This is a genomic window from Streptomyces sp. ID05-39B (assembly GCF_033794725.1).
Lineage (GTDB): Bacteria > Actinomycetota > Actinomycetes > Streptomycetales > Streptomycetaceae > Streptomyces > Streptomyces bobili.
Genome location: NZ_JARGEF010000065.1, coordinates 12,833 through 35,232 on the forward strand (window position 1 = coordinate 12,833; position 22,400 = coordinate 35,232).

At 72.4% G+C, this 22,400-nt stretch carries 21 protein-coding genes and 1 pseudogene; 15 read left to right on the plus strand and 7 right to left on the minus strand.

Annotated elements, in window-relative coordinates:
• The first annotated feature begins 132 nt into the window (after positions 1–132).
• The 3 genes from P1P75_RS16645 to P1P75_RS16655 all read left to right on the plus strand — a co-directional run bounded on the left by P1P75_RS16645 (position 133) and on the right by P1P75_RS16655 (position 2,653).
• On the plus strand, positions 133–540 hold the full coding sequence (locus P1P75_RS16645) for a RidA family protein (RefSeq protein ID WP_319255987.1): 408 nt from the start codon (positions 133–135) through the stop codon (positions 538–540).
• Positions 541–571: 31 nt separating this feature from the next.
• On the plus strand, positions 572–1,024 hold the full coding sequence (locus P1P75_RS16650) for a GNAT family N-acetyltransferase (RefSeq protein ID WP_319255949.1): 453 nt from the start codon (positions 572–574) through the stop codon (positions 1,022–1,024).
• Between the two features lie 141 nt (positions 1,025–1,165).
• Positions 1,166–2,653 carry a PAS domain-containing protein gene (locus P1P75_RS16655; RefSeq protein WP_319255989.1) on the plus strand — a complete coding sequence of 496 codons (1,488 nt, stop codon included), beginning with the start codon at positions 1,166–1,168 and terminating at the stop codon, positions 2,651–2,653.
• Between the two features lie 38 nt (positions 2,654–2,691).
• Here P1P75_RS16655 and P1P75_RS16660 read toward each other — a convergent pair whose 3' ends face one another.
• Positions 2,692–3,447: an SIS domain-containing protein gene (locus tag P1P75_RS16660; RefSeq protein ID WP_319255951.1), complete on the minus strand. Its 756-nt coding sequence runs from the start codon at positions 3,445–3,447 to the stop codon at positions 2,692–2,694.
• 320 nt (positions 3,448–3,767) lie between these two features.
• On the opposite strand from P1P75_RS16660, the gene P1P75_RS16665 reads away from it, so the two are divergent.
• Positions 3,768–4,460 carry a metal-dependent transcriptional regulator gene (locus P1P75_RS16665; protein WP_086767908.1) on the plus strand — a complete coding sequence of 231 codons (693 nt, stop codon included), beginning with the start codon at positions 3,768–3,770 and terminating at the stop codon, positions 4,458–4,460.
• 520 nt (positions 4,461–4,980) lie between these two features.
• Positions 4,981–5,994 carry an alpha/beta fold hydrolase gene (locus P1P75_RS16670; protein ID WP_319255954.1) on the plus strand — a complete coding sequence of 338 codons (1,014 nt, stop codon included), beginning with the start codon at positions 4,981–4,983 and terminating at the stop codon, positions 5,992–5,994.
• 82 nt (positions 5,995–6,076) lie between these two features.
• Here the strand turns inward: P1P75_RS16670 and P1P75_RS16675 are convergent, their stop codons facing one another.
• Positions 6,077–6,739 (minus strand): bifunctional DNA primase/polymerase, encoded by a 663-nt coding sequence (locus P1P75_RS16675; RefSeq protein ID WP_319255956.1) that lies wholly within the window; start codon positions 6,737–6,739, stop codon positions 6,077–6,079.
• A gap of 288 nt (positions 6,740–7,027) precedes the next feature.
• On the opposite strand from P1P75_RS16675, the gene P1P75_RS16680 reads away from it, so the two are divergent.
• A complete protein-coding gene (locus tag P1P75_RS16680) occupies positions 7,028–8,413 on the plus strand; it encodes a transcriptional regulator (protein WP_319255958.1) in 1,386 nt (461 codons plus the stop codon).
• 200 nt (positions 8,414–8,613) lie between these two features.
• A complete protein-coding gene (locus P1P75_RS16685) occupies positions 8,614–10,269 on the plus strand; it encodes a hypothetical protein (protein ID WP_319255960.1) in 1,656 nt (551 codons plus the stop codon).
• Between the two features lie 42 nt (positions 10,270–10,311).
• Here the strand turns inward: P1P75_RS16685 and P1P75_RS16690 are convergent, their stop codons facing one another.
• Positions 10,312–11,670 (minus strand): ABC transporter substrate-binding protein, encoded by a 1,359-nt coding sequence (locus P1P75_RS16690; protein ID WP_319255962.1) that lies wholly within the window; start codon positions 11,668–11,670, stop codon positions 10,312–10,314.
• Between the two features lie 119 nt (positions 11,671–11,789).
• Here P1P75_RS16690 and P1P75_RS16695 point away from each other — a divergent pair, with 119 nt between their 5' ends.
• Positions 11,790–12,290 carry a hypothetical protein gene (locus tag P1P75_RS16695; RefSeq protein ID WP_319255964.1) on the plus strand — a complete coding sequence of 167 codons (501 nt, stop codon included), beginning with the start codon at positions 11,790–11,792 and terminating at the stop codon, positions 12,288–12,290.
• A gap of 107 nt (positions 12,291–12,397) precedes the next feature.
• Positions 12,398–13,282 carry a formyltetrahydrofolate deformylase gene (gene purU / locus P1P75_RS16700; protein WP_319255966.1) on the plus strand — a complete coding sequence of 295 codons (885 nt, stop codon included), beginning with the start codon at positions 12,398–12,400 and terminating at the stop codon, positions 13,280–13,282.
• Positions 13,283–13,459: 177 nt separating this feature from the next.
• Here the strand turns inward: purU and P1P75_RS16705 are convergent, their stop codons facing one another.
• Both P1P75_RS16705 and P1P75_RS16710 read right to left on the minus strand, forming a co-directional pair.
• On the minus strand, positions 13,460–14,698 hold the full coding sequence (locus P1P75_RS16705) for a zf-HC2 domain-containing protein (RefSeq protein ID WP_319255968.1): 1,239 nt from the start codon (positions 14,696–14,698) through the stop codon (positions 13,460–13,462).
• A complete protein-coding gene (locus tag P1P75_RS16710) occupies positions 14,695–15,279 on the minus strand; it encodes a sigma-70 family RNA polymerase sigma factor (protein WP_319255970.1) in 585 nt (194 codons plus the stop codon). Before P1P75_RS16710 ends, P1P75_RS16705 begins: the two co-directional genes overlap by 4 nt.
• 349 nt (positions 15,280–15,628) lie before the next feature.
• On the opposite strand from P1P75_RS16710, the gene P1P75_RS16715 reads away from it, so the two are divergent.
• The 3 genes and pseudogenes from P1P75_RS16715 to P1P75_RS16725 all read left to right on the plus strand — a co-directional run.
• Entirely contained in the window at positions 15,629–16,009 is a 381-nt protein-coding gene (locus P1P75_RS16715) for an STAS domain-containing protein (protein WP_319255972.1), read from the plus strand.
• Positions 16,010–16,174: 165 nt separating this feature from the next.
• Entirely contained in the window at positions 16,175–16,687 is a 513-nt protein-coding gene (locus P1P75_RS16720) for an EF-hand domain-containing protein (RefSeq protein ID WP_319255974.1), read from the plus strand.
• Between the two features lie 166 nt (positions 16,688–16,853).
• A pseudogene (locus tag P1P75_RS16725) lies at positions 16,854–17,048 on the plus strand (hypothetical protein); the annotation flags it as partial.
• A 28-nt stretch (positions 17,049–17,076) separates the two neighbouring features.
• On the opposite strand, the gene P1P75_RS16730 reads toward P1P75_RS16725, so the two are convergent.
• Positions 17,077–17,817: a dienelactone hydrolase family protein gene (locus P1P75_RS16730; RefSeq protein WP_319255976.1), complete on the minus strand. Its 741-nt coding sequence runs from the start codon at positions 17,815–17,817 to the stop codon at positions 17,077–17,079.
• A gap of 180 nt (positions 17,818–17,997) precedes the next feature.
• Complete coding sequence (locus P1P75_RS16735) at positions 17,998–19,524, minus strand: AMP-binding protein (protein ID WP_319255978.1); 1,527 nt, start codon at positions 19,522–19,524, stop codon at positions 17,998–18,000.
• Positions 19,525–19,682: 158 nt separating this feature from the next.
• On the opposite strand from P1P75_RS16735, the gene P1P75_RS16740 reads away from it, so the two are divergent.
• The 3 genes from P1P75_RS16740 to P1P75_RS16750 all read left to right on the plus strand — a co-directional run.
• Positions 19,683–20,876, plus strand: a complete 1,194-nt coding sequence (locus P1P75_RS16740; protein ID WP_319255980.1) for an amidohydrolase family protein — start codon at positions 19,683–19,685, stop codon at positions 20,874–20,876.
• The gene (locus tag P1P75_RS16745) at positions 20,876–22,009 is read left to right on the plus strand and encodes an acyl-CoA dehydrogenase (RefSeq protein ID WP_319255982.1); all 1,134 of its coding nucleotides are present in this window, start codon (positions 20,876–20,878) and stop codon (positions 22,007–22,009) included. The genes P1P75_RS16740 and P1P75_RS16745 overlap by 1 nt, the downstream gene beginning before the upstream one ends.
• A gap of 1 nt (position 22,010) precedes the next feature.
• Positions 22,011–22,400, plus strand: a 390-nt coding sequence (locus tag P1P75_RS16750; protein WP_319255984.1) for an acyl-CoA dehydrogenase family protein, incomplete at its 3' end; no start/stop codon positions are given.

The following is a 22,400-nucleotide window of genomic DNA, read 5'->3' on the forward strand; positions in this document are numbered from 1 at the left end:
CCGCCGCCGGATCAACCCCTTTTTTTCCGGGCCTAGGGTCTCCGCATGACTTCTCCCAGAGCGACCTCCTCAAGGGCGACCTCCGCCACGACACCCTCCGCCACGACACCCTCCGCCACGACGCCCTCCCCCGTGCCCGAGCGGCGGGCCATCCTCAGCGGCTCCCCCTTCGAGGAGCAGATCGGGTACGCGCGTGCCGTCGTCGACGGCGACTGGGTGCACGTGTCGGGGACGACCGGCTACGACTACGCGACGATGACCATCTCGGAGGACGTGGTCGAACAGGCCGAGCAGTGTCTGCGCAACATCGGCGCGGCCCTGACGGAGGCCGGGTGCGGCTTCGAGGACGTCGTGCGGGTGCGCTATCTGCTGCCCGAGCGGGCCGACTTCGAGCCCTGCTGGCCGGTGCTGCGCGGCTGCTTCGGCGAGGTGCGGCCGGCGGCGACGATGATGGTGTGCGGGCTGGCCGACCCGCGGATGCGGATCGAGATCGAGGTGTACGCCCGCCGCCCCGCGCAGCGGGACCGGCAACCCCGTTGACGCCCGCCCGGCCGCACGGTTGCCTGGGGCCGTGACCGATCTTCGTCTTCGTATCGCGCCGGTCGTCGGCGAGGCCATGCTCGAACAGTGGCGGCACGTCCACAACACGATCGTGCCCCCGGCCGCCATGTCCCTCGACGCGGCACGCGCGCGAGGCGACCGCTACCGCCTGGAGAACGCCTACGTCGGTGACGTCCTCGTCGGCTGCTCGACGGTACGGCCCCCGGAGGGCGAGGAGGCGGTGGCGACCGTCATCGCGCGCGTGCTGCCGCCGTACCGCCGTCGCGGGCACGGAACCGCCCTGTACGACCACTGCCTCGCCCACGCGCGCGGGCTCGGCGCGCGCGTCGTGGAGACGTGCGTGCTGGCCGTCAACGAGGACGGTCTGCGGTTCGCCGAGGCGCGCGGGTTCGCCGAGACGGAGCGGTACACGCTGGACGGAGAGAGCGATGTCTGGGTCGACCTGCGGCTGGCCGCGCTCTAGCCGCGCCGTGCGGGGTACGGGACGTACGTGCCTGGCAGGACCGGCGTACAACGATTCCTCTGCAATCTTGCGGGAACCATATGTGCGCTGCGTCACGTTCAAGTTGAATGAGGGCACGTGAGCGAACCTGAGGGGGTCCAGGTGAGTGCTTCCCGCCGTAGTGGGACCACCGACGCACTGGGACCGGACGAGCCCGAGCGGCCCGGCCCGGAGGGTCCGGACGGCTCGGATCTGCTCGCCGCGCTGCTCGACGGAATGGACGCGGCGCTGTGCGCCTTCGACGCGGACGGCGTCGTCACGCACTGGAACCGCGAGGCCGAGCGCATCCTCGGCTGGACCGCAGCGGAGGCGGTCGGCAGGCCGGGCTTCGCCGGCTGGGCGGTGCGCGAGGCGGACGCCGAGGAGGTCGAGGGCCGGCTGATGGCGGCCATGCGGGCACCCGGCCGGCAGGTGCACGAGTTCGCGCTGCTCACCAAGGACGGCGGCCGGGTTCTCGTACGCACCCAGTCCGCCGCCGTCCGCGGACCCGACGGCAAGCCCGCCGGGCTGTACTGCGCGTTCAGCGAGGTGCACACCCAGATCGACCTGGAGCGTTCCATCGCGCTCAGCGAGGCCCTCTTCGAGGATGCGTCCTGGGGCGTGGTCCTCGTAGACGCCGACCTGCGCCCCGCCGTCGTCAACGCGCACGCGGCCCGCGCGCTCGGCACGGGCCGTACTGCGGTCCTGGGCCGCCCGCTGGGGGACCTGCTGACCCGCGGCGTCGAGGAGCTGGAGAACGCACTGACGCATGTCCTCGCCGAGGGCGCCCCGCCCGCACCCGCCGAGATGTGGGTGGGCGTGCGGACCCCGGAGGGCGAGAAGCGGCGCTGCTGGCGCAGCGGGTTCGTGCGACTGGCCTCGCCTCTTGCCGAGGAGCCGGTGCCGCTCGGCGTCGGCTGGCTGTTCCAGGACGTCACCGAGGCCAAGCAGAGCGAGCAGGAGGCGGCGCTGCTGCGGTTCCGGACGAACCAGCTGCACCGGGCGTCGAGAGCGGCCACCGAGTGCGAGGACCCGGCGGAGGCGGCGACGGTCCATCTCGACTTCGCGCTCGCGGGGTTCGCCGACCATGCCGTGATCGACCGGGTCGCGGGTCCGCCGAGGGCCGACGGGGAGTCGGGTGCCCCGCAGCGTCTGGTGCGGGTGGCGGCCACGCCCTCGGGCGCGCCGGGCCCCAGCGTCCTCACCGGCCACGCCGGCCTGCCCGTGGGGTACACGGAAGGCCATCCGGCCCTCCAGTGCGTGGCCCGCGCCGGCTCGGTGCGCGCCTCCGCGGGCAGTGTGGCCCCGGACCGGGCGCGCGAGTGGGCCCGCGCGCGTCAGTGGCCCGAGGACACGGTGCACGCGCTGTGCGCGGTCCTGCGCAGCCGCGGCCGCACCCTGGGCGTCGTCACGTTCCTGCGCACGGCGGGCCGTAGCGCCTTCGAGCGGTTCGACTCGACGTACGCCGAGGACGTGGCCGTCCGGATGGCGGCGGGCCTGGATCTGGCCGACCTCGTCGGCCTCACCGGTTCGGCAGGCGCCGCCGGTAGCAGCGGTTCAGCCGGTTCAACGGGTACGGCCGCTTCCGCCGAGCGCGGTGACGACGCATGACGCGCGCGTGAGCCTCGACCCGGTGCGGTTCCTCCGGCTCAGCGCCGGTAGAAGATCCGGTCCCGGTACTCGTCCATGATCCGGCCGTTCCACTCGTGGCCGCCGTCGATGTTGCCGGAGCGCAGCAGCGGGGGTTCGATGCCGCGTTCGGCGAGGGAGGCGGCCGCGGTGGCCATGACCGCCTGGAGGAGGGCGGACGTGACGACGGTGGACGCGGGCGCGAAGGGCGCGGGGACGGTGTCGAGGTTCAACTCGGCGTCACCGACCGCGATCTTCGAGTCGAGCACGAGGTCGCAGTGATCCTTGAGGAAGGTTCCCGACACATGCCGGGACGTCGTCTCGGTGGCGTACGCGACCGAGGTCACGCCGATGACCTTCACGCCCAGGGCGCGCGCGTTGAGGGCCATCTCCACGGGGAGGGCGTTGCGCCCCGACAGCGAGACGATCACCAGGGCGTCGCCCGCCCGCACCGGCGAGGTGCCCAGGACGGCGCTCGCCAGACCGTCGACGCGCTCCAGGGCGGAGCCGAGGGTGGCGGGCACGACGTCGACGCCGACGACGCCCGGCACGACGAGCAGGTTCATCAGGGCCAGGCCGCCCGCGCGGTAGACGACGTCCTGCGCGGCGAGCGAGGAGTGGCCCGCGCCGAAGGCGAAGAGGCGTCCGCCGGAGGCGACGGTGTCGGCGAGGAGGACACCGGCGGCCTCGACGGCCACCGCCTCCTCGTCGCGAACCCGCTGCAACAGGCCGATCGCGGCGTCGAAGAACTGCGCGGCGGGCGTGCGGTCACTCATCCGAGGGGCCCCTTTGCCGTATCCGGTGTCCGTGTCCGTGTCGCGGATCACCGTGCGGTCTGGACCAGCGCGCTGTCAATACGGCGGGGAGGGGGACGCCCGCCCCACCGGCCGGCGGCGCCCCGCCGAAGGTGCGCGGTCGTCCGGGAAGGTGGCAGGGTCGTCCGGGGTTGACGTCGCGGGAGGCATGAACCCTGGCGTAACGCCCTCGTTTCCACGGCGCGGCACGCTTGTCAGTGGTATCCGGCAGAATTGAAGCCAGGGCCAGCGCACGAGCCGGAGAGCCGTCCAGCCTCCGGCAATCTCATCAAGGGGCACGTATGTCCGGACTGATCGACACCACGGAGATGTATCTCCGCACCATCCTCGAGCTGGAGGAGGAAGGTGTGGTCCCCATGCGCGCCCGGATCGCGGAGCGGCTCGACCAGAGCGGACCGACGGTCAGCCAGACGGTGGCCCGCATGGAGAGGGACGGCCTGGTCTCCGTGGCCAGCGACCGGCACCTGGAGCTGACGGACGAGGGCCGCCGCCTCGCCACACGCGTGATGCGCAAGCACCGCCTGGCCGAGTGTCTCCTCGTCGACGTGATCGGCCTGGAGTGGGAGCAGGTCCACGCGGAGGCGTGCCGCTGGGAGCACGTGATGAGCGAGGCCGTCGAGCGCCGGGTCCTGGAGCTGCTGCGCCACCCCACCGAGTCGCCGTACGGCAATCCGATCCCGGGTCTGGAGGAGCTGGGGGAGAAGGAGATCGCCGACCCGTTCCTGGACGAGGGCATGGTGTCGCTCGCCGACCTGGACCCGGGCCTGGAGGGCAAGACGGTCGTCGTCCGCCGCATCGGCGAGCCGATCCAGACGGACGCGCAGCTCATGTACACGCTGCGGCGGGCGGGTGTGCAGCCGGGCTCCGTGGTGAGCGTGACGGAGTCGGCCGGCGGTGTGCTGGTGGGCAGCGGGGGCGAGGCGGCCGAGCTGGAGGCGGACGTCGCCTCCCACGTGTTCGTCGCCAAGCGCTGACCCGAGCAGGGACCGAAATGCTGAGTGCTGTTCAACTCGCGGGGCTGTAGGTGTAGTTGAGGCGTTCTGTCGGTGTGGCCGAATCGGTGATTCCCTGTGTCGAATCGCAGCGCTCCGGCGCTGCGCGTGCCAGTCTGTCGCGTGAGGCATATGACCTGAGGGGGGCGGGACGATGTGCCGCAGACCATGGGAGGGCCCCGGCGCCTCGCGGCGCCGGGGCCTGTCCTCCCCTGTTCCGACCTGGAGCCCCGAGCTCTCAAGGTCGGTCCCCTCGGACCGTTTTCCCCGAGCGGTCCGCCTCCCGCTGAAGGTCTCCCCTGGGCAGCGGCGATCATTCCTTGAACCTGGTCACTCGAACGAGGGGTGTTGCTCGCGGAAGCGGGCTTCTTCGAATAGGCATTCGATAGCCTGCGTGTGAGGTAAGCGGCACAGCGGTACGACGGCAGACACGAGGGTGACCGGACCGGCCGGCTCGAGCGGGAGCGAGGGGTCCGAGCGGAGCGAGGGGGGTGCTGGACCTATGGCGCGACGCATCGACGTGATCGGGGCCGGCGGCGTGAGCCTGGCGGCCTGGGAGTTCGGCGACCCGCCCAAGAAGGACCCGACCGACAAGAAGGACACCAGGCCCCCGACGGACAACAGACCGGAAGCCTTGATTCCGGTCCAGTCGACCGGCGAGGCGACCGCTGGGCCGACCAGCGCGCCGACCAGCGAGTCGAGTGCGGAGGCCGGGGCGTCGTTCGAGCCGACGGCATCACCCGAGCGCACCACCGGCGTGTTCTTACTGCACGGCCTGATGGGCCGCGCCTCGCACTGGGCGTCCACCGCCCGCTGGCTCTCCGAGCGGCACCGTGCGGTCGCCCTCGACCAGCGGGGACACGGCCGGAGCGAGAAGCCGCCCAAGGCCGCCTTCACCCGTGAGGCGTACGTCGAGGACGCCGAGGCCGCTCTCGAACAGCTCGGCCTCGGCCCCGCCGTCCTGATCGGCCACGCGATGGGCGCCCTGACCGCCTGGCAGCTCGCCGCCAAGCGCCCGGACCTGGTCTCCGGTCTGATCATCTGCGACATGCGGGCCTCCGCCCTCGGCGCGGCCTCGCAGCGCGAGTGGGCCGACTGGTTCGAGTCCTGGCCCGTCCCCTTCGCCACCCTCGCCGACGTCCGCAAGTGGTTCGGCGAGGACGACCCCTGGGTGGAGCGGCCCAACCCGGCGCGTGGGGAGTTCTACGCCGAGGTGATGCAGGAGTCCCCCGACGGCTGGCGTCCCGTCTTCGAACCCGAGCAGATGCTGAAGTCCCGCGAGACCTGGGTCTACGACGCCCACTGGGAGGAACTCACCCAGGTCCGCTGCCCCACCCTGGTCGTCCGCGGACTGGACGGCGAGCTGGGGCGCGCGGAGGCGCAGGAGATGGTGCGGGTGCTCCCGCTCGGCGAGTACGCGGAGGTGACCGACGCCGGTCACCTCGTCCACTACGACCAGCCGGACGGCTGGCGCGCGGCGATCGAGCCGTTCCTGGACGGCGTGCTCGCACGCTGAGCGGACGCGGCCGGAGGGATCCCCGCTGGAATCCGCGGAGCCCCGAGAGCCGCCCAGCCCAGCCCCCGGTACGAGGACCGACCTAGCGGTCCCTCCCGCACGCGTACGCCAGTGGCGAGATCAGCTCCTCCGCGTCCGGCAGCCAGCGGTTGGCGGGCGTGGGCCGGCAGGCCCACTGCACGGCCCCCCGCGAACCGAACCGGGTGGGCGGCGCCGCCACGTACGCCCCCTCGCCCAGCACGACGAGGTCGAGGGAGGACAGCGTCCATCCCACCGTGCGCACGAGGTCCGGCACCTTGACCGAAGCGCCGGGGAGGACGAAGAAGTGCATCCGCCGGTCCGGCGTCAGCGTGACGGGGCCCAGCGTCAACTCCATGCGCTCCATCCGCGCCAGCGCCAGGAAGCCGGCCGTCTCCGGCACGGAGATCGCGTCGAAGGTCCGCCCGGTCGGCAGCAGGATCGACGCGGTCGGCTGCTTCTGCCACATGCGGCGCGCGGCGGTCGCGCTGCCCGTGGCCTGCGTCGCCCACTCGGGCCGGGTGGGATGCGCCCCGGGCACCGGACACGCCGGGTCGTCGCAGGAGCAGCGCTGTGTCCCGTCGACGGCCTCCAGCCAGGTGCCGGGGAAGACGTCCCAGTGACGTTCCTCGGCGTAGCGAACAGCGGTCTCCAGCAGCGATTCTCCGCGCTGCTTCGGGATTTGGGTGGCCTCGGCGCCCGCGATGGTGTCTTCCACGATGAACACAACTCTGGGCGTCACCAGGGGTTACGGCCCGCCGACGTGCGCGGGGGAGGAGCATCGATTCGGCGTCCGGGGCGCACGGGTGCATGGGCGGGGGCGCGCGGGAGGAACGAGCGCGGGAGCGGGTAGTCACGCTTCGGGGTGGCTTCCGGCTTTACCAAGGCAATCCTGGCATGTCTCGCATTCTCGCCGTATCCGCGGGGCATTGATCTTCGCGGCCGGAATTTTTCGGTGGAAGACACATCAACTCGGTGCGCGGGAAAGGCACCGCTGCCACAGGGGGTAGTGCCCATGGCCGCAAGGCCGCTCGTCGCGCGGCAGCCGAACGAACGGTTGCAGGCGCTCATTCAGGAAGCGGGATGCTCGAACGCCGGGCTCGCCCGCCGCGTGAACATGTGCGGCGCCGAGCACGGTCTCGATCTGCGCTACGACAAGACGTCCGTGGCCCGTTGGCTTCGCGGACAGCAGCCGCGGGGGCGTGCCCCGGCGATCATCGCCGAGGCCCTGGGCCGCAAACTCGGCCGTACGGTCACGATCGACGAGATCGGCATGGCCAACGGCAAGAACCTCGCGTCGGGTGTCGGTCTCCAGTTCTCGCCGACGGTACTGGGGGCCATCGAGCAGGTCTGCGAGCTGTGGCGCAGTGACGTGGGCCGCCGGGATTTCCTCTCGGGATCCTCCGTGGCCGCCTCCGCGCTCGTCGAGCCCAGCCGCGACTGGCTGATCTCCTCGCCCGACGCGCAGGTGGCGCGCTCGGCGGGCCCTCGGGTGGGCCTGTCCGACGTGGCGGCCGTGAAGGCGATGACCCAGGCACTCGTCGAACTGGACCACCAGTACGGCAGCGGGCATGTCCGCCCGGTCGTCGTGCACTACCTCAACAGCGTCGTCTCCGGCCTGCTCGCCGGTTCCTACCGGGAGGCGGTGGGGCGTGAACTGTTCGCGGCGGTGGCCCGGTTGACCGAACTCGCCGGCTACATGGCCATCGACACCGGCCAGCCCGGCCTCGCCCAGCGCTACTACATCCAGGCCCTGCGCCTCGCCCAGGCGGCCGGTGACCGCGGCTACGGCGGCTATGTGCTCGCCGCCTCGATGAGCCACCTCGCCGCCCAGCTCGGAAACCCGCGTGAGATCGCCCAGTTGGCGCGGGCGGCGCAGGAGGGCGCGCGGGGGCGGGTGACACCGCGCGCGGAGGCCATGTTCCACGCCGCCGAGGCCCGTGGGCACGCGCTCTTGGGCGACGTCCGGGCGGCGCAGACGGCGTCGGGGCGGGCCGTGGCCGCGCTGGAGGCGGCCGACCCGGCGGCCGGGGACGACCCGGCGTGGATCGCGCACTTCGACGAGGCCTATCTGGCAGACGAGTTGGCGCACTGCCACCGCGATCTCGGGCAGGCCGAGGCGGCGGCGCGCTGCGCGGAACGGTCGCTGGCCGGGCATCCGGAGAGCCGGGCCCGTCGACGAGCCATCGGATATGTGCTGCTGGCCACGGCCCAGGTGCAGCAGCGCGAGATCGAGCAGGCCTGCAACACCGGCCTGAAGGCGGTGGAGTTGCTGGACACGCTCCGCTCCAACCGGGGTGCCGAGTACCTGGAGGACCTCCAGGCACGGCTGGAGCCGTTCCAGGAGGAGCCGGTGGTCAGGGAGTTCGGGGCACGACTGGGCCTCCAGGCAGCCGCGTGAACATCCGGGGCGCCGTGGCGTGAACGGCCGGAAACGGCCCGCCGCCGCGCGATCGGCGGCGTGTACAGCGCACGGCGTCCCGGTTCCGTTACTCAGGGCGCCGGAAGGAGGCCATGACCCGGAGCTGCGTGGCACGGGGTTCCGGGGACCCGGTAGCGTGAGCCGACGATTCCGAAGGTCCCCCATCAGTAGGAGTCCCGGTGACGCAGAGTGGACAGGGCGAGGAGCCCTCGGCGCGGACCGCGCGCGAAGGCATCGTGCTGCCCTCCGACGGCGGGGAACCCCTGCTGCCGGGCACGACGAACGGCCTGGGGCAGGACCCTTACGCCGGGCAGCAGCAGTACGGCGGCCAGCAGCCGCCCCCGCCGTCGGGGGGCCCGCCGGCCGGCGGGCAGACCTGGGGGCAGCCCTGGGGACCCGAGCAGAGGGCGGGGCAGCAGCAGGGGCAGTCCTGGCCGCCCCCGGAGGACCAGCGGCAGTGGGACGGGGACCGGCAGTGGGACACCCCGCAGCCGACGGGCCCCGACGCGTGGCGAGCCGCCCCGCAGGCCGGACCCGGCCAGGGCGCGGGCCCGCTGCCGCCCGAGGGGGCCCCGGCACCGTCGTCGTACGGCCACGGGGTGCCGGCCGCGCCGCTGCCGCCCATGGAGGACAGCGCCACCCGCTACATACCCCCCGTCCCCGCGCACGCCGACGAGGGCGCCACGCAGTACATACCCCCCGTCCCGGCACACGCCGACGAGGGCGCCACCCAGTACCTGCCGCCCGTCCCCGCGCCGGTGGACGAGGGCGCGACGCAGTACATACCGCCGGTCGCGCCGGGCGCCCTGCCGCCCGAGTCACCGGCCGAGTCCACCCACTTCCTCGGCCGCGCCCAGCAGAACGCTCCGGGACCGCAGCCCGGCCACGGCGGACAGCACGGCTCGCACGCCGACGCCGAGGCCACCCAGTACATCCCGCCCGTGACCGGCCAGAGCCCGTACGGCGCGGGCGAGCGGCAGCCGCCCGCCGAGTTCGACAACCTCTTCCGCAGTGGCGGCGACGACGGCCCGGCCGGGGCCACCCAGCAGATGCCGCGCTTCTCGGAGCCCGAGCCGCCCGCATACGGTGCCCACCCCGCCGCCCACGCCCAGTCCGCCCACGCGCAGCCCGCCTACACCCCGCCCGGCGGCGGCTCCGGCGGGCGGCGCGCGATGCGGGACGACGACCACGGCGGCGGCCGTAGCGGCTCGCGGGTGCCGCTGTTCGCCGCGATCGGTGTGGCGCTCGCAGTCGTCGGGGTCGGCGCGGGCGCGCTGCTCTCCAGCGGGGGCGGTGCCGACAAGGGCGACGACAACAAGACCGTCGCCGTGTCGGCGCCCGCCACCGAGGACTCGGCGTCGGCGTCGACCGACGCGGCCGAGCAGCAGGCGGTCGCCCTGGACGAGCTGCTCGCGGACAGCGGCAGCAGCCGGGCGGCCGTGATCAGCGCGGTGGCCGACGTGAAGAAGTGCGACAACCTCGGCAAGGCCGCGGCCGACCTGCGGGACGCGGCGAAACAGCGCACCGGGCTCGTGACGAAGCTGTCCGGTCTGACCGTCGACCAGCTGCCGGACCACGCCGCCCTGACCACCGCGCTCACCAAGGCCTGGCAGGCCTCCGCCTCCGCCGACAACCACTACGCGGCCTGGGCCGACCAGGTGGCCGCGGAGAAGGGCAAACTCTGCAAGAAGGGCCAGGCCCGCTCCACGGGCCAGACGCAGGAGGCCAACCGCGCGAGCGGCACGGCCAGCGCCCAGAAGAAGAAGGCCGCAGAACTGTGGAACGTGATCGCGAAGACGTACGGCCTGACAGAGCGGCAGCCGGTGCAGCTGTGAGCCCGGAGGCGGCGGGCCTGGAGAGGGCGGGCCGGCGCCGGCTCAGTCGACGTCGGCGTTCTCCAGCGTCTGCGTGACGTCGACGAAGCCCTCCTTGGCCGCCGCCAGCCTGCCCTGCCTCACCGACTGGAGGGTCACGTTGGCGTTGACCAGGCGGGGGAAGCCGATCGAGGCGAGCTGGTCGGTGAACTCCCAGCGCAGGGTCGGTGTGAGCCCGCCCGTGCTGACCTTCAGGCCGTCGTCGAGGGCGCCGGTGACGGTGTCGGCGGTCACCGCGCCGCCACCGAGCGACTCCACGACCTTCTTGAACACGGTGTAGGCGATCCAGGTGGTCTGCACGCCCGTGTCCGCCGGGTCGATCCGGGTGTCCGAGAAGGCGCTCTCGCTGATCACCTTCTTCATCGGGTCCCACCGCGGGTCGCTCGCCACCGGGTACCAGCCGGTGACGTAGGCACCCTCGAAGGCGCTGGACGCGCCACCCGTGGAGTTGATCACCGTCTGGTCGACGCTGCCGAGGACGGTCGCGGTGCTCACGGCGGGATGGTCCCCGCGGTCACGCCGGAAGGAGTCCATGAAGGTGCCGGTGCGGTCGCCGAGGGCGGGGATCACACATCCCTTGTCGTTCTCGCCGGAACCGTTCTCGCTGGAACCGTTCTCGCCGGAACCGTCCTCGGCGGTCGCCTCCTTCAGCGCGGCCTCTGCCTGCGCCGAGTACTCGGTGGCGTCCTCCGCGGCCCGCTGGTCCACGGCCTTGACGTGGCCGCCGGCCGTGAGTCCGGCGTCGAGCATGGCGGGCAGGGTGTCGCCCGCGATGGTGTCGGGGCGGACGAGGGCGACGCGGCCGCAGTCCGCGGCCAGCTCCTTGCCGAGGCCCGCCAGCAGAGCCGGCTGGCCGCCGTTGACGGGGTAGGAGAGCGGGCTGATGAACTCCTCGTTGGTGACGCCGTAGCCGCCTATGTAGGGAATGCCGGCGCCTTCCAGATGCGGGAGGAAGGACTTGGAGTGCTGGCTGTAGGAGCCGAGCACGGCGACCGCGTTCGCCTTCACGGCCTGCCGGGCGCACTTCGCGGCGTCCACGGTGTCGTTGTGGTCGTTGCAGGTCAGCACCTTGAGCCGACGGCCGTCGAGGCCGCCGTTGGCGTTGATCCAACGGGCGTAGGCGCTGGCGAAGGCGGGCATGCCGGGCTTGTTGGTGGCCGCGGTGCCCTCGGGCGCCCACGTCATCACGACGATCAGGTCGTCCCCGGAGCCCCCCGTGGCCCCGGGGACGAGCCCGCATCCCGCGGCGAGCGACGCACTGGCCACCAGGGCGCCCGCCGACAGCGCGGCGGATCTGAAAGACCTGGTCGGGCGGTGGGCCCCGAGGAGGAAGGTACTTCGCATGCGTTGCCTGCCGGTCATGTGCACGCACGATTCCGCCACATGACCAACCTCCGAGTGACCCACGGTCGACGCCGGGTGACAGGGAGGTGAATTGCGGGGGGCTGGTGAGGGGGGCGGGACGGGGAAACGTACGATCGATGACCGTGCAAGGTTCGGAGAACTCTTCCCGTCGCGGCCGTCGCTCCCCCACCATGGGCGGCATGCCACTCAACGACATGCCGTGGTGGCGCTGGCGCAGCAATGTGCGCTCCGCGCTGCACATGCTCTCCGACCCGGTGTTCCAGCGGGACGTCTGGCTGGCCGGCGTCGACGGATACGGGGACGTCACCGACGCCGTGTACCGCCTGGTCGAGGACACCTGGCTCGACAACTGGTCCGCCGAGAAGTACGTCGGCACGATCTTCCGCGACTCCCAGGAGGCCGCGCTCGTCGACACCGCCGTGCTGCGCGTCCTGCGGATCATGCACCAGGTCGGTCCCGACGCCCCGGTCTCCGCGTACGTCGACCACGAGGGCTGGCCCGACGCCGTACGGGCGGCACGCGACGCCCACGTACGCCTCGCGGCGGCCGACGGCGAGGAGCCGGACGTTCCGCCGCGCACGCTCGAAGTGCTGCGGATCATGACGAGGACGGCGTGAGAAGTGCTGCCGATCATGACGCCGGCGGCGTGACGGGACAGGAGGGGTGATTCCGTCCTGCGGACGGCGTTCCTGCGCGTGTGACCTGTCATGAGACCCTGTGCTGCATGAGTGAGCAGTCCACCCGCGCCACGGCGACCCTCGCCGACCAGTACGTCCTGACGCTGTCCTGCCCCGACAAGCAGGGCATCGTGCACGCCGTGTCGAGCTACCTGTTCATGACCGGCTGCAACATCGAGGACAGTCAGCAGTTCGGCGACCACGACACGGGACTGTTCTTCATGCGGGTCCACTTCTCGGCGGAGTCGCCGGTGACCGTGGACAAGCTGCGGGCGAGCTTCGCGGCGATCGGTGACTCCTTCCACATGGACTGGCAGCTCAACCGGGCCGACGAGAAGATGCGCATCGTCCTCATGGTCAGCAGGTTCGGCCACTGCCTCAACGACCTGCTGTTCCGCGCCCGGACCGGCGCGCTGCCGGTGGAGATCGCGGCCGTGGTGTCCAACCACACCGACTTCGCCGAGCTGGTGGGTTCGTACGGCGTTCCCTTCCACCACATTCCGGTGGCGAAGGACAACAAGGCCGAGGCGGAGGCGCGGCTGCTGGAGATCGTCCGCGAGGAGGGCGTCGAGCTGGTCGTCCTGGCCCGCTACATGCAGGTGCTGTCGGACGACCTGTGCAAGCAGCTCAACGGGAAGATCATCAACATCCACCACTCCTTCCTGCCGAGCTTCAAGGGCGCCAAGCCGTACCACCAGGCGCACGCGCGGGGCGTGAAGCTGATCGGCGCGACGGCGCACTATGTGACGGCCGACCTCGACGAGGGGCCGATCATCGAGCAGGAGGTCGAGCGGGTCGGGCACGACGTCACGCCCGACCAGCTCGTGGCCGTCGGGCGGGATGTGGAGTGCCAGGCGCTGGCCCGTGCCGTGAAGTGGCACGCGGAGCGGCGGATCCTGCTGAACGGGCGGCGCACGGTCGTCTTCGCGTGAGCGAGCCGCCCCCTGCGGGCGGGCGTTGTCGGCGAATCCCGCCGGGCCGAGGACAAAATCGCGTCCGCCGGGCCTTGTGCCGCCGGGCTCGCGTGGTCCCGGGCCCGTGTGGTGTCGGGCCGTCGTGGTCCCGGGTTCGTGTGGTGTCGGGCCGTCGTGGTGTCGGCCCTGTGGTTCCTACATCCGGCTCAGGGACGCCGCCGCGGACAGTACGTCGCTGATGGCCTTGCGGTCGCCCACCTGGCCCGCCGCCGCTTCCTCCGGGGAGACGTGGCCCGCCGCGAGCCGGCAGAACTCCACGTCGTCCAGGGCCACGTGAGCCACCTCGTGGTCGGCCGAGCCCACCGCGGCGGGGGAGTCGAGGGGGATGAGCCACTCGCCGCCGCCCCGCCCCTCGATCTCCAGCCGCAGGCTGCGGCCGGGGCGGCCGGCGGTCACCAGGTGCCGGGTCTCGCCCGGTGAGGTGAGCCCCGCGCGGCGGCGGTCGGCGAGGGCGCCGGGCAGCATCCGGGCGGTCAGGTCGATCATGTGGCGCAGATGACGCGGCGCGGGCGGCTCGTAGGGGTAGTCGACGGCCTCGGCGATGTCCACGGCGTGCACCCAGCATTCGAAGGCGCGGTCCACCAGCGCGTCCCGCAGCGGCAGTTCGAAGTCGCCGTACGACACCGGCAGGGTGCCGGGGCCTCCCACACGCTCGGCTCCGCCCGCGCGGGAGGTGCCCCCACCCGTGAAGCACGCCGTACGGACGACCGCGTGGGTCTGGTCCCGCCAGGGACCGCGCACGGACCGGGTGGGCGGGAAGTGCGAGGCATCCCAGAACGCCTCCGTCCGCTCGGCCGGCGATCCCACCGGCTTGCCCGCCGAGCCGCCCGTGACCGGTCCCAGCGGATCGTCGAGGCCCAGCGCGACGGCGACCAGCCCGTCCACCGCGATCAGGTGCGCGATGACGCCGGCGACGGTCGTACGGCGGCTGGTGGCGTCCGCGCCGCGGAACCAGCGCAGACGCACGGGCGCGTGCCACTCCCCGTCCCCGAAGTCCTGGAGCAGCGCGTCCAGCCGCGCGGTCTCGGCGTCGTACGACATCGCCCAGTCGGGCACCGGGATGCGCGGCGGGCGCCGGTCCAGGCAGCTCTCCAGGACGCGGGTGCGCAGGGCGGGGTCCAGGTCGAGGCTGTCGGGACGCTGGAGCAGGCCGACCGCCTCGCGCAGCCGCCGGGCCTCGTCGGCGCAGGCCCCGCAGTCGCCGAGGTGATCCTCGACGGCGGCGGTCTCCTCGGCCGAGCAGGCGGCCAGCGCCCAGGCTCCCAAGAGCGCCTTGAGGACGGGGTGTTCCAGGCGGAGGGGCCCGGCCTGGGCACCGGCGCCGCTGTCGGCGGCGTGCGGCACGGCATGGCCGCCATGGTCCGCGTCGGTCATGCCGCACCCCCGTAGCGTCCGGGCGGGGCGCCGGGGGCGGCGGCCTCGTGGGCCGTGGAGAGCAGTTGCAGGCCGAGGCGGAGGCGGCGACGGGCCTCGTCCTCGGTGACACCCAGGTCGGCGGCGGTCTGGCGGTAGTCGCGGCGCTGGAAGTACGCCAGCTCCAGGGCGGCGCGCAGCGGGGTCGGCATCGACTGCACGATGTAGTCGGCGCGGGCGGCGACCGAGGCGTGCCGGACCTTGTTCTCCAGTTCCTCGGTGCTGCCGGAGCCGTCCAGCGCGAGCGCCGCGCTCTCCGTGGCGCGCAGGCGCTGCACGGCCAGGCGGTGGGTCAGGGCGGCGACCCAGCTGCGCAGGGGGCCCTGTCGGGGGTCGTAGGAGTCGGGGTGCTCCCACACGTGGGCGAAGACCTCGCGGGTCACGCCGTCGGCGGCCCGCTCGTCCCCCAGCACGCGATGGGCGAGGCCGTGCACGAGCGAGGCGAACCGGTCGTACAGCTCACCGAGGGCGGCGGCCTCCCCGCGTGCGAGCCGCTGCTGCATCTTGCGGTCCCAGCGGGGCGGTGCGTCCTTGTTCGCCATGCGGCCCCCTCAGCCCTGCCCGTGCCCGGCGCTCCCACCGGGGCCTGTCCCTGTCCAGCCTGCGTGCATCGGCACCTCGAAATGTAGTCGGCACGTCCGACGACGCACGCCCCTTTGCTGCAATGTGCGCCCCCCGTGCCGCGGAGGGTGGTAAAGGCACGCTCGGCGCGTCTACCCGCCCTGCTCGCGATCAGGCTTGATCGGAGTAGATCGAACAGGACCGATACCGACTGGAACAAGCCTCTTTCTTGCATGGGCTGTTTTTCACCCGGCGTTTCGGGGAACGGCCGCTGGGCAGCCGCGCTGCGAGGAAGCGAAGGGACAGCTTCCGTTCGGGCGGATGAAAGGCGTGGTGGTGGCTTTCAAAGTGACCGGTGGTGAGCGGGGCGGATGGGCCGTGCTCCGCGTGTCGGGCGAGCTGGACCTGGTGACGTCACCCGTGCTGCGTCAACGGGTGCACGACGAGGTGGCCGAGGGCCGCCACAGTCTCGTCCTGGACCTCTCCGAGGTGCATTTCTGCGACTCCAGCGGGGTCGGCGTCCTCATCGCCTCCCGGCGGCTGATCCGCTCCTGCCGGGGACGCCTGCGGCTGATCCTGCCGGCCCGCGGCGCGGTCGAGGACTCCCACGTCAACCGCGTCCTGGGCGCGCTGGGCGTGCGCCGCCTCTTCGATGTGTACGGCGATGTCGCCGAGGCCGTCGAGGACGGCGCCGAGCCGCTGTCCGCCTGACCGGATCAGGTGAGCCGCGTCACGCTTTCCGCCACATCCTCGTACCGGAATTCCCTCGGTCTTGGCACAGGTGTCACCTTCCCGCCGCCCGGGTGTCGCCGGCGTCGTACGCTCCCCTGCGGAAAGACCCACACCCGACGTGATGACCTAAGGCGGCCCAAAGACATGGTGAGCAGCGAGTACGAGCGCAGGATCGCCGCCCGGTTCGCCATCTTCGACCAGGACGGCAACGGCTGCATCGACCGCGTGGACTTCGCCTCCGCGGCGAAGGCCGTCCTCTCCGAGTTCGGCGTGCCGGCCCGCTCCGACAAGGGACAGGCGCTGTACGGCGGAGCCGAGGCGTTCTGGCAGGGCATGGCCGGGATCGCCGACCGGGACGGGGACCAGCGCATCACCCGCGACGAGTTCGTGGGCGGGGCCGTCAAGCGGCTCCGCGACAACCCCGAGCGGTTCGCCGAGATCGCCCGGCCCTTCCTGCACGCCGCGCTCGACATCGCGGACGCGGACGGCGACGGGCGGGCCACCATCGACGACACGGTGCGGGTCCTGAGGGCCCTGGGAGCGAACGAGGAAGCCGCCCGCGGGGCGGCGGCGCTGCTGGACGCCGACGCGGACGGACTCGTGGGAGAGGCGGAGGTCGTCCCGGCGTTCGCCCGTTACTTCACTGTGCCGGAGTAACCCGACCGCAGGGGACTCCGCCCCGGACCCCGGACCCCGGAGTTCGTCCGGGGCAAGGACGCGTTTCCAACCCGCCCTGTACGGCGACCGGTCGAGGACGCAGTCGCCCCGGCCGGGGACGCCGGGGCGGGCAGGTGTCATGCGGACGTCCAGGAGTTTTTCCCGCGAGACTGCCGACCGGCAGGCGTACGAGGCCGCCGACGCCGTGCTCATCGCACGCGCCGACCGCCTCGTCGCCGTACGGGACGGCGAATTTCCCGCCGACAAGGGCGGCGGCACCGCCGACACGGTGCTCGAAGCGCGAGCGGCGGGCATCCCCGTCGACGTCGTGCGGCCGGAGGGAGCCGCCCGCCGAGGCTGAGCGCAAGGCGATGAGGTGCCGCAGGAACCTAGCGGCTCCCCGCGAGCGTGCGGTCGAGAAGCGGGAGCAGGCGGTCCCAGTGGCGTTTCAGGCCGGTGGAGTCGAAGGCGTCGGTGTCGGACATCGTGAAGCCGTGGGCGGTGCCGGGGTAGATCTCGGAGGTGTAGTCGAAAGCCGCCGCGTCCAGGGCCTCGTTGAGTCTGCCCAGGGCCTCGGGTGTCAGGTCGCTCTCGGCGTGGCCGAAGTGGGTCTGGGCCGTGATGTCGGCGAAGGCGCCGGGGCCGTCCGCGCTCACGGGAGCGTGGAACGCGGCCAGGGCGGCCACCTGGCCGGGGTGGGCCGCGGCGGTGCGGGTCGCCAGGAGACCGCCGATGCAGTAGCCGGTCACCGCGACCGGCCCGGGGGCGACCTCGGGCCGGGTGGTGAGGAAGCTGAGGTAGGCATCCGCATCGCGCAGGGTGCGTTCGGCGGTGTGCGCCTCGATCAGGGGCATCAGCTGGGCGAGGACCGCGGGCCGGGCCTCTCCTCCGATGTACTCGGGAAGCTCGATCACCGGTGCCGGGCCCTGCCGGTAGAAGAAGTTGGGGACGAGCACGTAGTACCCGTGCCCGGCCAGTTCGCGGGCCATCTCCCGCAGCACGGGCCGGATGCCGAAGCCGTCCGCGTACATCAGCACCCCGGGGTGCCGTCCGCCACCGTCGGGGAAGGCGGCGAAAGCGTCGGACCGGCCGTCCGGGGTGGGAATGTGCAGCATCTTGTCGCTGGGCATGAGTGCGAGTTCTCCTGTCGTGGCTGTCGTATCGAGCTGTGGTCGACACGACAGGAGGCGGAGCCCGAGCGGCGCTCAGAGCGGCGCCGGGTCACCGATCCGTGTGTGGCGCAAGGCCGTCCCGGTGGTCATCGCCGTAAACGTAGCCCACTGGGCGGAATCGATGCCAGTGCCCCGCCCTCAACGTCCCGGCCCCGAATACCTCTCCCGCAACCGGTACTTCAGTACCTTCCTCAGCGTCTCGTTGCGTGGCAGGGAGTCCACCACCTCCAGTTGTTCCGGGAGTTTGTGCACCGACAGGCCCGCCGCTCGCAGGTGGGCCGTGACCGTGGCCAGGGTCAGGTGCTCGGATCCCTCCGGCTGTTCCACGACCGCGCACACGCGCTCGCCCCGTTCCGGGTCCGGCAGGCCGATGACGGCCACGTCACCTACCGCGGGGTGGGTGTGGAGGAGGTCCTCTATCTCCTTCGCCGAGATGTTCTCGCCCTTGCGGATGATCACGTCCTTGAGGCGGCCGGTGAGGACCAGGTGGCCGGTGCCGGTGACGTGGCCCAGGTCGCCCGTGCGCAGGAAACCGTCCGGGTCGAAGGCCTCCGCCGTCTGGGCCGGGTCCAGGTAGCCCTGGCAGACGGCCTCTCCGCGCAGCCGTACCTCGCCGTCCACGATCCGTATCTCCATGCCCTCCGGCGGGCGTCCCTCCGTCGTCGCCAGGTGGCCGGCCGTGTCGTCGGGGGAGCCCATCGTGATCATCGGGACCTCGGTCATGCCGTAGCCGTGGGTGAGCCGCACGCCCATCTCGCGGACCACGCAGTGGTACAGCTCGGGGGGTTTGGGGGCTCCGCCGCCCGCGAGGAGGCGCAGGGTGGGGATCACCGGGACACCCGGCTGCTTGCGCTGTTCCGCGAGGAACATCGAGTAGAACGCCGTCGAGCCGCCGGCCACCGTGACGCCGTGCCGGCGGTACTCCGTGAGCGCGTCCGGCAGGGCGAAGTGCTCGAACATCACCGCCGGGAAGCCGTACAGGAGCAGCATCACCGTGTAGTCGGGGCCGGCGATGTGGGCGTAGGGGAAGGCCATCGAACCGACGTCGTCCGAGTTGAGGCGCAGCGCGTGGGCGAGGCAGGCGCCGCCCGCGAGGAGGGAGCGGTCCGTGTGCAGGACGCCCTTGGGGTCGGAGGTGGTGCCCGAGGTCCAGTAGATCCAGCGCACGGAGGTGCCCTCGGCGGGCGGGGCGGGGAGTACCGCGGGGTCGCCCTCGGGCAGGTCGTCGTACGCCTCGAAGACGCCCTTCGCGCCCAGCCGGCGGGCCATCTCCGTGTGGTCGAAGCCGCGCCACACGCCCGGTACGGCGAAGAACTCGGCCTTGGACTCGCGCAGGGCGAAGCCGACCTCGCGGTCCCGGTAGAAGGGGATCACCGGGGTCTGTACGGCGCCGAGGCGGGCCAGGGCGAAGGAGAGGACGGCCGTCTCCAGGCGGGTGGGGAGCTGCCAGGCGACGACCGTGCCGGGGCGTACGCCCATGCCGTACAGGCCCGCCGCGGTGCGCTCGGCGCGCTCGCGCAGGGCGCCGAAGGTCAGGGCGCGGTCGTCCTGGAGGAGGACCGGGCGGTCGGGGGTGAGGGCGGCTCGGCGGGCGAGCAGGTCCCAGAGCGTGCGGGACGCGCTCAGGGTGTGGGCGAGGGCAGTGGCATCGGTGGTGTCGGGCACGGCGACCCCCTGAATTCAACTGACGGACAGTCAGATCGTGGGCAGAGCGTAGGGCCGGGTGCCTTGTCGGTCCAGGGGTGCGGGGCTAGCCTGCCCGTAGACCTGAACTGACGGACCGTCAGAAAGAGCGGACCGTGTCGGCCCGGCGGAGGGGACCCATGACCGAACTGCCCCGCATCATCAGCGTCGACGACCACGTCATCGAGCCCGCACACCTCTTCGAGACCTGGCTGCCGCACAAGTACCGCGACCGCGGGCCGAAGCCGCTCACCGCCGGTATCGGCGAGCTGGCCTACGTCGGCGGCAAGTACCGGATCACCATGGACCCGGACGGCCCGCCCACCGACTGGTGGATCTACGAGGACCTCAGGTTCCCGTACAAGCGCAACATCGCCGCCGTCGGCTTCGACCGGGACGAGATGACCCTGGAGGGCATCACGCGCGCGCAGATGCGGCCCGGCTGCTGGGACCCGGCCGAGCGGCTGAAGGACATGGACCTCAACCACGTCGAGGGCAGCCTCTGCTTCCCGACCTTCCCCCGCTTCTGCGGGCAGACCTTCGCCGAGGCGCACGACAAGGAGGTCGCCCTCGCCTGCGTGCGCGCCTACAACGACTGGATGGTCGAGGAATGGTGCGGAGACAGCGGCGGGCGGCTCATCCCGCTGTGCCTGATCCCGCTGTGGGACGTCGGACTGGCGGTGGCCGAGATCCGGCGCAACGCGGCCCGCGGGGTGCGCGCGGTGACCTTCTCCGAGATCCCCACCCACCTGGGCCTGCCGTCCATCCACTCCGGCCACTGGGACCCGTTCTTCGCGGTCTGCCAGGAGACCGGGACGGTCGTCAACATGCACATCGGGTCCTCGTCCCAGATGCCGGCCGCCTCCCCGGACGCCCCGCCCGCCGTCCAGGCCGCGCTCAGCTTCAACAACGCGATGGCCTCGATGATGGACTTCCTGTTCAGCGGGGTGCTCGTGAAGTTCCCGACGCTCAAGCTGGCCTACTCGGAGGGCCAGATGGGCTGGATCCCGTACGCCCTGGAACGCGCCGACGACGTGTGGGCGGAGCACCGGGCCTGGGGCGGAGTCCGCGATCTCATCCCCGAGCCGCCGTCGACGTACTACTACCGGCAGATCTTCTGCTGCTTCTTCCGCGACAAGCACGGGGTGGCCTCGCTGGACGTCGTCGGGCGCGACAACGCCACCTTCGAGACCGACTACCCGCACGTCGACTCGACCTTCCCGCACACCAAGGAGGTCGCCCTCGACCACGTCAAGGGCCTCGACGACGAGACTGTGTACAAGCTGATGCGCGGCAACGCCATCCGCATGCTCGGCCTCGACCTCGACCGCTGATGGACCTCGCCGACAGCGCCGAGGAGGCCGCGTTCCGGGCCCGGCTGCGGGAGTGGCTGGGCAAGGCGCTCCCCACCCTCCCGCCGAGGCCGTCCCCCGCCGACTGGCCGGGGCGCAGGGCGTACGACCTCGGCTGGCAGCGGATGCTGTACGACGCCGGGTACGGGCACGTCCACTGGGACGCCCCGCCCGGCGTCCGGCTGATCTTCCTGGAGGAGACGGAGAAGGCCGGCGCGCCCTACGTGGGCGCCAACTTCGTCGGACTCCTGCACGCCGGGCCGACCGTCGCCGCCGAGGGGACGGACGCCCAGCGGGCCCGCTGGCTGCCGCCGATCCTGCGCGGCGAGGAGGTGTGGTGCCAGGGCTTCAGCGAACCCGGCGCCGGCTCCGACCTCGCGGCGCTGCGCACGCGCGCGTGGCGCGACGGCGACCACTACGTGGTCAGCGGCTCCAAGATCTGGACCTCGCACGCCGAGGTCGCGAACTGGTGCGAGCTGCTCGTGCGCACCGATCCGCAGGCGCCCCGGCACCGCGGGATCACCTGGCTCGCCCTGCCCATGGACGCGCCCGGCGTCACCGTACGGCCGCTGCGGACCCTCGCGGGGTCCACCGAGTTCGCGGAGGTGTTCCTCGACGAGGTGCGGGTGCCGGTCGGCCACCGCGTCGGGGCGGAGAACGACGGCTGGCGGGTGACGATGGTGACGCTGTCCTTCGAGCGCGGCACCGCGTTCGCGGGCGAGGTGGTCGCCTGTCGGCGGGTCCTCGGCGAACTCGCCCACGAGGCGCGGCACAACGGCCGCTGGGACGATCCCGCGCTGCGCCGCCGGCTCGGCAGGCTCAACGCCGAGTTCCGGGCGCTGTGGCGGCTCACCCAGTGGAACGTGAGCGCGGCGGAGGCCTCCGGAGGCGTGCCCGGCCTCGCGGGTTCGGTTTTCAAACTGAGGTATTCACAGGCGCGCCAGGACCTGTACGACACCGCCGCCGACGTCCTCGGGGACGAGGCCCTCGACCTCGACCGGCCCTGGGTGCTCGACCGCCTGACCTCCCTGTCGTACACCATCGCCGCCGGGACCTCGCAGATCCAGCGCAACATCGTGGGTGAGCGGATCCTGGGGCTGCCGAAGGGACGATGAGGTGCGTTTCCAACTGAGCGAGGACCAGCGGGCCTTGCGGGACGGGGTGCGCGAGGTGCTTGCGCGCCGCTTCGGGCCCCGGGAACTGCGGGCGGCGGCCGACGGGCCGCCCGCGCTCGACCGGGCCCTGTGGCGGGCACTGGGCGACGCCGGGTTCTTCGCGCTGCGGCTGCCGGAGTCCGAGGGCGGAGTCGGACTCGGCCTGCCCGAGGCCGTGTTGGCGTTCGAGGAGGCGGGCCGGGCGCTGCTGCCCGGCCCGCTGATCGCCACCCACCTCGCGGCCGGACGCGTACCGGGCGCCGCGACCGGCGAGACGGTCGTGACGGCCGTCGACGGCGGCCTGGTGGAGTGGCTGACGGAGGCGGACGTGGTGGTGGGGGACGGGGCGGTG

Bases quoted from the DNA above. Each gene is read 5' to 3' on its own strand.
- P1P75_RS16660 (WP_319255951.1), bottom strand. From the start codon at position 3,447: ATGAGTGACCGCACGCCCGCCGCGCAGTTCTTCGACGCCGCGATCGGC.
- P1P75_RS16665 (WP_086767908.1), top strand. From the start codon at position 3,768: ATGTCCGGACTGATCGACACCACGGAGATGTATCTCCGCACCATCCTC.
- P1P75_RS16670 (WP_319255954.1), top strand. From the start codon at position 4,981: ATGGCGCGACGCATCGACGTGATCGGGGCCGGCGGCGTGAGCCTGGCG.
- P1P75_RS16680 (WP_319255958.1), top strand. From the start codon at position 7,028: ATGGCCGCAAGGCCGCTCGTCGCGCGGCAGCCGAACGAACGGTTGCAG.
- P1P75_RS16690 (WP_319255962.1), bottom strand. From the start codon at position 11,670: ATGACCGGCAGGCAACGCATGCGAAGTACCTTCCTCCTCGGGGCCCAC.
- P1P75_RS16695 (WP_319255964.1), top strand. From the start codon at position 11,790: ATGACCGTGCAAGGTTCGGAGAACTCTTCCCGTCGCGGCCGTCGCTCC.
- purU (WP_319255966.1), top strand. From the start codon at position 12,398: ATGAGTGAGCAGTCCACCCGCGCCACGGCGACCCTCGCCGACCAGTAC.
- P1P75_RS16705 (WP_319255968.1), bottom strand. From the start codon at position 14,698: ATGACCGACGCGGACCATGGCGGCCATGCCGTGCCGCACGCCGCCGAC.
- P1P75_RS16710 (WP_319255970.1), bottom strand. From the start codon at position 15,279: ATGGCGAACAAGGACGCACCGCCCCGCTGGGACCGCAAGATGCAGCAG.
- P1P75_RS16720 (WP_319255974.1), top strand. From the start codon at position 16,175: ATGGTGAGCAGCGAGTACGAGCGCAGGATCGCCGCCCGGTTCGCCATC.
- P1P75_RS16730 (WP_319255976.1), bottom strand. From the start codon at position 17,817: ATGCCCAGCGACAAGATGCTGCACATTCCCACCCCGGACGGCCGGTCC.
- P1P75_RS16740 (WP_319255980.1), top strand. From the start codon at position 19,683: ATGACCGAACTGCCCCGCATCATCAGCGTCGACGACCACGTCATCGAG.
- P1P75_RS16745 (WP_319255982.1), top strand. From the start codon at position 20,876: ATGGACCTCGCCGACAGCGCCGAGGAGGCCGCGTTCCGGGCCCGGCTG.